This window comes from Methylobacterium sp. CCH5-D2, from assembly GCF_001556475.1.
Taxonomy (GTDB): domain Bacteria; phylum Pseudomonadota; class Alphaproteobacteria; order Rhizobiales; family Beijerinckiaceae; genus Methylobacterium; species Methylobacterium hispanicum.
The window spans coordinates 1-8162 of sequence record NZ_LSIX01000472.1 but is presented as its reverse complement, the minus strand read 5'-3'; the positions used below and the strand labels follow the sequence as shown (position 1 = coordinate 8162).

Here is an 8162-nt window from a genome sequence, read left to right as displayed (position 1 = left end):
TGTGGGTGCCGATCGCCTGCAGGGCCCCGAGCGCCAGCACGATCGCCGCCAGGCCGAGCAGGATCGGACGGCGGCGGCGATCGATCTCGGCGCGCAGCCGCGCCAAGCGTCCGCCGGCCGGCGCCGCTCCCGGGATCCCGGGCTTCTCGAGCCGGGCGCCGAGGCGCAGGTCGCGCCGCTCGCTCGCCGCCTCGCTCGCGAGTTCCGCCTGGGCCGCCTGCGCGGCGCGCCGGGCCGCGGCGATGAAGCTCGTCTTGATGTCTCCGGCGCCGTCGTCGCCAGCGGCCGGCTCCTCACGCAGGCCGCGGGCCGGCCGTGGTCCGGCCTCCGGCAGGGTGCGGCCCTGGACCTCGCGCTGCGGCCGGCCCGCGCCGGGTTCGAGCAACTCGTCGCTGGGATGCGCGGCGGGCGCCGCCCGCTTCATCTCCGGGCGGCGGCGGCGCTCGGCCTCGCCCCGGGCGAGGTCGGCGGCCGTGGAGGCCATCAGCTGCTCGTCCAGGCTCGGCGGACGCGGGCCCGCCGCGAGGGCGCTGCCCGGCTCGGCGGCCGGGTCGAGGCGGCTCATCAGGCGGTCGAGGGCCGACTGGACGCCGTCGAGCATCGCGCCGAGGCGCTGGTCGGAGGCGCTCTGCCGGGCCTGCAGGTCGGCGAGGCCCGCCCGCAGCAGGCCGATCTCGCCACGGTCCTGCGGACCCGCGCGGTCGGCCAGGCCGGCGGAGACCGCCTCGCGGGCCGCGCGCTCGAGTGCGTCCGCGTCGGGCGCCTGCTCGCGCAGGGCGGCAACCTGGGCCAGCAGGTCGCCCATGCTGCGCTCAAGGCTCGTCAGCGCCGGATCGGCGCCGCGGGACTCGAGGCGCTTGGCGAGGGTGAGAACCTGCTTCTCCAGCGCGTCGAGCCCGTCCGAGCCGGCGCGGTCGCCCGCCCGGTCGCCGACACGGTCCACCTTCTCGGCGAGGTTGCTGAGCATGGCCTGGATCGAGGCGAACGCGTCGCCCGTCAGCGCGCCTCCGCGCAGGCCGTCGCCCCGGCCCTCTCCCGCCCGTTCGCCGAGTTGTTCGCCGAGCCTGTCGCTCAGCCCTTCGAGACGGCCGATCAGGTCGTCGACGGGCCGGGTGCTCGCCTGCTCCACCTTGTCGGCCAGCGCGTCGATGCGGCCGAGGATCCTGCGCGACTCGGCGGGATCCTGGCCGCCCGCCCGCTCGTGGAGCGCGTCGAGCTTCGTGGCCATCGCCCGCATCTGATCGATGAAGGCGGCCGGAGCCGGGGCGCCGAGGCCGCTGCGGATCTCCTCGAGGAGCGGGCGCAGGGTCGCGCTGTCGTCGGCCTTCGCGGCTTCCCTGGCGGCTTCCTGGAGCTGCGCGATCTGGGCGCTGATCGCCTGCATCCCCTGGGCGAGGCTCTGGATCCGCTCCGGCCCGGCCAGGGTGCCGAGCAGGCGGCGGATCTCGTCGAGTTCCTGGAACAGGGTGTCGAGCGCGCGCCCGTCCGAGCCCGGGCCCGCGGCGGCGACGCTGTCGAGGCGCGCTGCGAGGCGCGTCACCTCGTCGGCCACGCGGCCGTGCACGTTGTCGGCGACTTCGCCGGCCAGACGCTCGACATGCTCGCGGATCGACTCGATCGGGGCCGTGATGGCGACGAGATCCGCCGAGGGCTGGGCCCGCTCGACGTTGGTCGCGAGCGAGATCATCGCCTGCTCCAGCGCACCGACGTCGCGGCTGGTGGCGAGGCCGCCGATCGATTCGCGCAGGCGCAGGGTCTCGCGCTGCAACTGGGACACCGCCTCGGCGGTGTCGATCATCAGGTCCTCGTGCAGGCCGGCATCGAGTCGCCGCGCGAGGTCCCGGCGCATGCCCGCGACGACGTTGGGCTCATCCGCGGCGCGGCGGGGCTGCACGGGGTGCTCGCCCAGCGCGCGCTGGCGCTGCCGGATCTCCTCGACCGCCTCGCGCATCTCCGCCGGGCCGCGGCCGCGGCGCGGATAGGGACGCGCGGCGGCGACCTTGTCGCCGAGTTCGGACATCCGCCGCTCGATGTCGCCGAGGCGCTCGGTGACCTTCTCGACGGGCGCCGCGCCGGCATCGAGCGCGCGCGTCAGGCGGTGCTCGATCTCCTCCAGGCGCCGGCTCGCCGCGGTCTCGGCCGCGCGCCGCTCGTCGGCGAGGTTGCGGTCCAGCCCGTCGAGGCGGGCCATCAGGGCCGCGAGCGCGCCCTCGTCGGCGTCCCCCGCCGCGAAGGGCCGGCGCGTGTCGGCGGCCCCCTGGGGACGGCCGGGCCGGAAGCGCCCGGCTTCCTCGGCCGCCCGCTCCGCCTTGCGGGGCTGGTCGCCGGGGCGGCGGCGGCGCGGGCCGCCCTGGGGCACGTTCCGGGCGATCCATTCCTCGAGGGGAATGCCCGCCCTGCGCGCGACGTCGCGAGCCGCTTCGAGCACGTCGGGATCGAAGCTGTGGAAATCCGGCTTCGCGGTGCGTGTCATCCTGGCCTGCCTCGAACGGCGTGCGGCAGCTGGTCCTCCCGATCCGTGCGTCGTGCGCGGATCGGGCGGGGCATGCGGGTCTTCGAGCACGGACCATTAACTTTCTTGGTAAACACCCGGTTAAGACCGCTGCGGCTCGTACGCCGCCGGACGAAATGCTGCACGCGCCCGATCCATCTCAGATGCTCTCCCGTCTCCCCGATCTCATCCGGCCGCGAAGACTGCTCACCGCCCTGGAGGCGGGCGGGCGTCGATTGTATCGGGCTTGGCGCCGCCGCGGCCTCGAGGCGGAGCGGATCGGCGCGGTCGAGGGCGCCTGGCCGGGCGACGACCTGACGGGCTGGGTCCGGGCCGACGTCTGGGCCGACCGCGCGACGCCCGTGATCGGCGTCTACCGCGTCGGGCTGCGGGTCGGGCTCACGGTGGCGATCGCGCCCGTCGGCCCGGACGGCGCGCGCCTGAGCTTCGCCGTCCATGTGGACGGCGGCCACGTCGCGCGCGATCTGGCCTCCGGCGACCTCACCGTCCACCTGATGCGGGACGGACGACCGCTCGCCCGCATCCCGCTGGCGCCCGATCTCGCCGAGGCGCTTCGCGCGCGCGCGGCGCTCGACTTTCTCGACCACGTCGCCGCGCTCCCCGAGCCCGCCCACGCGGCCACGCTGGAGCGATTGCGCGCCCTGCTGGGGGAGGGCGCCGCGAACCATCCCGGCCTGTCGGCGGCGGGCACGCTGGGCCGGGCGCGGGCGCTCTTCGACCGGACGGCCGGCGAGCCGGTGAGCGACCCCTCGCGTGCCCTGGCGCCGTTGCTCGTGCCGGTCGGCACCCGCTCGGGGGACGGGGCCGCGCTGCTCGGGCGGGACGGCCAGATCTTTCTCGTCGGCGGCCGCAATCGGCTGTTGGAGGAGTACGCCCGCACCGACGACGACCCCCGCCCGCGTGCGCTCGCGGCAGCGTGGGTCGCGCTGATGGCGCGAAGGCGCGCGCGCCTCGAGGCGGCGGGCGCCCGCTACGCCCAGGTGATCCTTCCGGAGACGCTGACCCTTCTGCCGCACCTGTTCCCGCATCCCGTGCGGACGCCCGGGGCGATCCTGCGCGGCATCGAGGCCGGGCTTCGGCATGAGCCCGGAGCCGCCGCCTGCTACGTCTCGGCCCGGCACGCCCTCGGAAACGTGCGGGATCCCGCCGAGACGGTGCTGAAGACCGACTCGCACCTCTCGCCCTACGGCACCTGGACGGCGTTCCGGGCGATCCTCGAACATCTCGGCCTGCCGGCCGGCCCCGAGCCGGACTTCGGCACGCGGCGGGCGGCATCCGGCGATCTGGCGCTCCGATTCTTCGGCGTGCCGATCCTCGACCTGCGCCGGGAGACGGATCCGGGCGCGCCCGGTTTCGCCTTCGGCCGCGCGGAGCTGACATTCCACAGGCCGGCGCCGGGCGGGCATGTCGGCTTCAGCCAGTCGTGGCGGAATCCGGACGCGCCGATCGACGCCAGCCTCCTGGTGCTCGGAAACTCCTATTGCGGACCCGCCGAAGTCCACCAGGGCCGGATGTCGTGGTGGTTCGCGCGCTGGTTCCGGAGCTACCACTTCGTGTGGCACGCCCACGTTCCGGCGGGGCTCGTGGAGAGGCTCGGGCCCGACATCGTGGTCTGCCAGACCGTCGAGCGGTTCCTGATCGAGGTCCCGGAAACGTGAACCGTGCGACAGGTTCGGACCGGTTGTCAGCCGCCACCCCTTGCGGCCCGGCGGCCAGATAGTTTAGATATGAACTATCGAGCGGCAGGGGTTCGGTTCGACCCTGTAAGCCGCCATCGCAAGTCGCCATCGGAGGAGAGCACATGCCGAGCTATCGCGCCCCCGTCGAGGACACCCTGTTCCTCCTCAACGACGTGCTCGGCTTCCACAACCACGCGAATCTCGCGGGCTTCGCCGAGGCCTCGCCGGACGTGGTCGAGGCGGTGCTGGGAGAGGGCGCCAAGCTCGCCGAAACGGTGTTCGCCCCGGTCAACCGCGCGGGCGACCTCGAGGGCTGCACCCGGCATCCGGACGGCTCGGTCACGACCCCGAAGGGCTTCCGTCAAGCCTACGACGCCTACGCGCAGGGCGGCTGGATGGGGCTTTCCGTACCCGAGGAGTTCGGCGGCCAGGGCCTGCCCCACACCCTCAACACCGCGATGCAGGAATTCGTCTCCGGCGCCAACCTCGCGCTCGGCATGTATCCGGGCCTGACGCAGGGCGCCGTCGCCGCGCTCCTCGTGCACGGCTCCGAGGAGCAGAAGCGGACCTACATCCCCAACATGGTCGCGGGTGGCTGGACCGGCACCATGAACCTCACCGAGCCGCATTGCGGCACGGATCTCGGGCTGCTCAAGACCAAGGCGGTGCCGAACGCGGACGGCTCCTACAGCCTCACCGGCACCAAGATCTTCATCTCGGCGGGCGAGCACGACCTCTCCGAGAATATCGTCCACCTCGTCATCGCCCGGATCGAGGGCGCGCCCGCCGGCACGAAGGGCATCTCGCTCTTCGTGGTGCCGAAGTTCCTAGTGAATCCGGACGGCTCCGTGGGCGAGCGCAACGGCGTCTCCTGCGGCTCGCTCGAGCACAAGATGGGCATCCACGGGAACTCGACCTGCGTGATGAACTACGACGGGGCCAAGGGCTGGCTCGTCGGCGAGGCCAACCGCGGCCTCAACGCGATGTTCGTGATGATGAACGAGGCCCGCCTCGCGGTCGGCGTCCAGGGCCTCGGCCAGTCCGAGGTCGCCTACCAGAATGCGGTGGCCTACGCGAAGGACCGGCTCCAGGGCCGCGCGCTGACCGGCGCCAAGGCGCCCGACAAGGCCGCCGACCCGATCATCGTCCATCCGGACGTGCGCCGGACCCTGATGGGCATCCGCGCCTTCAACGAGGGCGCCCGCGCGCTGGTTCTCTGGACCGCGCTGCAATCCGACATCGTCCACCGCTCGGAGGATGCGAAGCAGCGCCAGGCCGCGGACGACCAGCTCGGCCTGATGACCCCGGTGGTGAAGGGCGTGCTGACCGATCGCGGCTTCGCCAACGCGGTCGAGGCGCAGCAGATGTTCGGCGGGCACGGCTACGTCGAGGAATGGGGCATGTCGCAGTTCGTGCGCGACGCCCGCATCGCCATGATCTACGAGGGCGCCAACGGCATCCAGGCCATGGACCTGATCGGCCGCAAGCTCCCCCGCGACGGCGGCCGGGCGATGATGACCTTCCTCGGCGAGGTCCAGACCTTCATCAAGGACCACAACGAGACCGAGGCGCTGAAGCCCTTCTGCACCCCGCTCCAGGCCGCGCTCAACGACCTGCAGGGCGCCACCATGTGGTTCATGCAGAACGCGATGGCCAAGCCCGACAACGCGGGCGCGGGGGCGACCGACTACATGCACCTCCTCGGCCTCGTGGCGATCGGCTACATGTGGGCGCGCATCGCCAAGGCGGCCTCCGCCAAGTCCGGCGATGCCCGCATGGAGGCCAAGCTCGTCACCGGCCGCTTCTACATGGAGCGGATGCTGCCCGAGACGTCCCTGCGGTTCGCGCGGATCAAGGCCGGCTCGGACACGACGATGGCGCTCTCCGCCGAGGCCTTCTGACGGGATCCCGGCCGATGGGCAGCTGGGGCATGGGATCGTTCGACAGCGACGGTGCTCTCGACCGGCGGATCGTTCTGCGCAACGATGGCGTCCGCCTGATCGGCCAGGCCCGCGCGGCGCTCGCCCGCGTGACGGATGACGGCTCGGAACTCGCGGAGCTGTGGGCCGACACGGCGAACGGGGATGCCTGGCGCGCCCACGTCGCCGAACTCGACCGCCGCCTCGGCGACATCGAGATCTGAAGAGATCGGGCGGGCGCTGCCCGCACCTGTGCCAAGAGGCGCCGAGACCTGCTCGTGAGCGGGGCGGTGCAAGGAGAATCAGATGCCCGAGGCCTACATCTTCGACCACGTCCGCACGCCCCGCGGCCGCGGCAAGCCCGACGGCGCGCTGCACGAGGTGACGGCTTTGCGCCTCGCCGAGACGGCGCTCCGCGCGCTCAAGGAGCGCAACGCCCTCGACACGAAGCGGGTGGACGACGTGGTGCTCGGCTGCGTCGATCCCGTCGGCGAGGCCGGCGGCGACATCGCCCGCGCCGCCGCCCTCGTTGCCGATTACGGCACCCACGTGCCGGGCGTGCAGATCAACCGCTTCTGCGCCTCGGGCCTCGACGCGGTGAATTTCGCCGCCGCCCAGGTGATGGCCGGCCAGCACGACATGACGGTCGGCGGCGGGGTGGAATCGATGAGCCGCGTCGGCCTCGGCGCCTCCGGCGGGGCCTGGCCGGTGGATCCGGCCATCGCGGTGAAATCCTACTTCATGCCCCAGGGCGTCTCGGCCGACCTCATCGCCACGAAGTACGGCTTCTCCCGCACCGATTGCGACGCCTACGCGGTCGAATCCCAGAAGCGCGCCGCCAGGTCGTGGGAGGAGGGGCTGTTCCGCAATGCCGTCGTCCCGGTCAAGGACGTCAACGGCATCACGCTGCTCGACCGCGACGAGCACATGCGGCCCTCCACCGACATGCAGTCGCTGGCCTCCTTGAAGGCCTCCTTCGTGCAGATGGGCCAGATGGGCGGCTTCGACGCGGTGGCGACCGACGCGCACCCGGATGTCGAGGCGGTGGACCACGTCCACCACGCGGGCAACTCGTCGGGCATCGTGGACGGCGCCGCGGCCGTGCTGATCGGCTCGCGCGAGGCGGGCGACGCGGCGGGCCTGCGCCCCCGCGCCCGCATCCGGGCCTTCGCCAACATCGGCTCCGACCCCGCCCTGATGCTGACCGGGCCCGTGGACGTGACCCACAAGGTGCTCGCCCGGGCCGGGATGAGCGTCGCGGACATCGACCTGTTCGAGATCAACGAGGCCTTCGCCTCGGTGGTGCTGCGCTTCCAGCAGGCCTTCGACCTCGACCCGGCGAAGGTCAACGTCAACGGCGGCGCCATCGCGCTCGGCCACCCGCTCGGCGCCACCGGCGCGATGATCCTGGGCACGGTGCTGGACGAGTTGGAGCGCACCGGCAAGGAGCGGGCTCTGGTCACGCTCTGCATCGGCGCCGGCATGGGCACCGCCACCATCATCGAGCGCGTCTGACGGTCGCGGGAGCGGCCGGGCCGGCCGCTCCCCTCGCGTGCCAAACGCTGCTAGAGGCCGACGCGACCGCCGAGCAAGGCGGAACCGAAGCCTCATGGGAGAAACGCTTCAGATGACGCGCCTCATCGCCACCCTCTGCCTGACGACCGCCCTCGCGCTGCCGCTCGCCGCGCGCGCCGACGAGGCTGCCGACAAGATCGCGGAGGCCAAGACCCTCGTCTCGAAGACCCTGATCAAGAACCTGCAGACCGGCTTCGGCGCGGCCCTGGAGAAGACCGTGGCGGCGATGCCCGACCAGAAGGCCGACGCCGTGCGCAAGGAACTCAACGCCGAGTTCGACCGCCAGCGCGAGGTGATGGTCGAGGGTCTCTCCAAGGAATATGCCGGCAAGTTCAGTCTCACCGAGCTGAAGCACCTCAACGAGATCTACGACGACAAGACCTACCAGAAGTTCCAGGCCCTCAACGCCGACCCGTCCTCCAGCGTGACGGCGATCTCGCAGGGCTCGGTGACGAAGCTGCTCAACATGCTGGCGGT

6 protein-coding genes are annotated in these 8162 nt (G+C 72.6%); 5 read left to right on the top strand and 1 reads right to left on the bottom strand.

Annotated features, from left to right (window positions below; genetic code table 11):
- On the bottom strand, positions 1-2473 hold a 2473-nt coding region (locus tag AX737_RS11955), incomplete at its 3' end, for a hypothetical protein (protein WP_066921588.1).
- A 182-nt stretch (positions 2474-2655) separates the two neighbouring features.
- On the opposite strand from AX737_RS11955, the gene AX737_RS11950 reads away from it, so the two are divergent.
- The 5 genes from AX737_RS11950 to AX737_RS11930 all read left to right on the top strand — a co-directional run.
- A complete protein-coding gene (locus tag AX737_RS11950; RefSeq protein ID WP_066921586.1) occupies positions 2656-4170 on the top strand; it encodes a hypothetical protein in 1515 nt (504 codons plus the stop codon).
- A 143-nt stretch (positions 4171-4313) separates the two neighbouring features.
- Positions 4314-6092 carry an acyl-CoA dehydrogenase C-terminal domain-containing protein gene (locus tag AX737_RS11945; protein WP_066921584.1) on the top strand — a complete coding sequence of 593 codons (1779 nt, stop codon included), beginning with the start codon at positions 4314-4316 and terminating at the stop codon, positions 6090-6092.
- A 14-nt stretch (positions 6093-6106) separates the two neighbouring features.
- Positions 6107-6334 carry a DUF4259 domain-containing protein gene (locus AX737_RS11940; protein ID WP_066921582.1) on the top strand — a complete coding sequence of 76 codons (228 nt, stop codon included), beginning with the start codon at positions 6107-6109 and terminating at the stop codon, positions 6332-6334.
- 82 nt (positions 6335-6416) lie between these two features.
- The gene (locus tag AX737_RS11935) at positions 6417-7625 is read left to right on the top strand and encodes an acetyl-CoA C-acetyltransferase (protein WP_066921580.1); all 1209 of its coding nucleotides are present in this window, start codon (positions 6417-6419) and stop codon (positions 7623-7625) included.
- A 112-nt stretch (positions 7626-7737) separates the two neighbouring features.
- The coding region (locus AX737_RS11930; RefSeq protein ID WP_066921578.1) for a hypothetical protein at positions 7738-8162 on the top strand (425 nt) is incomplete at its 3' end.

Coding starts and splice junctions, on each gene's coding strand:
- AX737_RS11950 (WP_066921586.1), top strand. CDS start 2,656: ATGCTCTCCCGTCTCCCCGATCTCATCCGGCCGCGAAGACTGCTCACC.
- AX737_RS11945 (WP_066921584.1), top strand. CDS start 4,314: ATGCCGAGCTATCGCGCCCCCGTCGAGGACACCCTGTTCCTCCTCAAC.
- AX737_RS11940 (WP_066921582.1), top strand. CDS start 6,107: ATGGGCAGCTGGGGCATGGGATCGTTCGACAGCGACGGTGCTCTCGAC.
- AX737_RS11935 (WP_066921580.1), top strand. CDS start 6,417: ATGCCCGAGGCCTACATCTTCGACCACGTCCGCACGCCCCGCGGCCGC.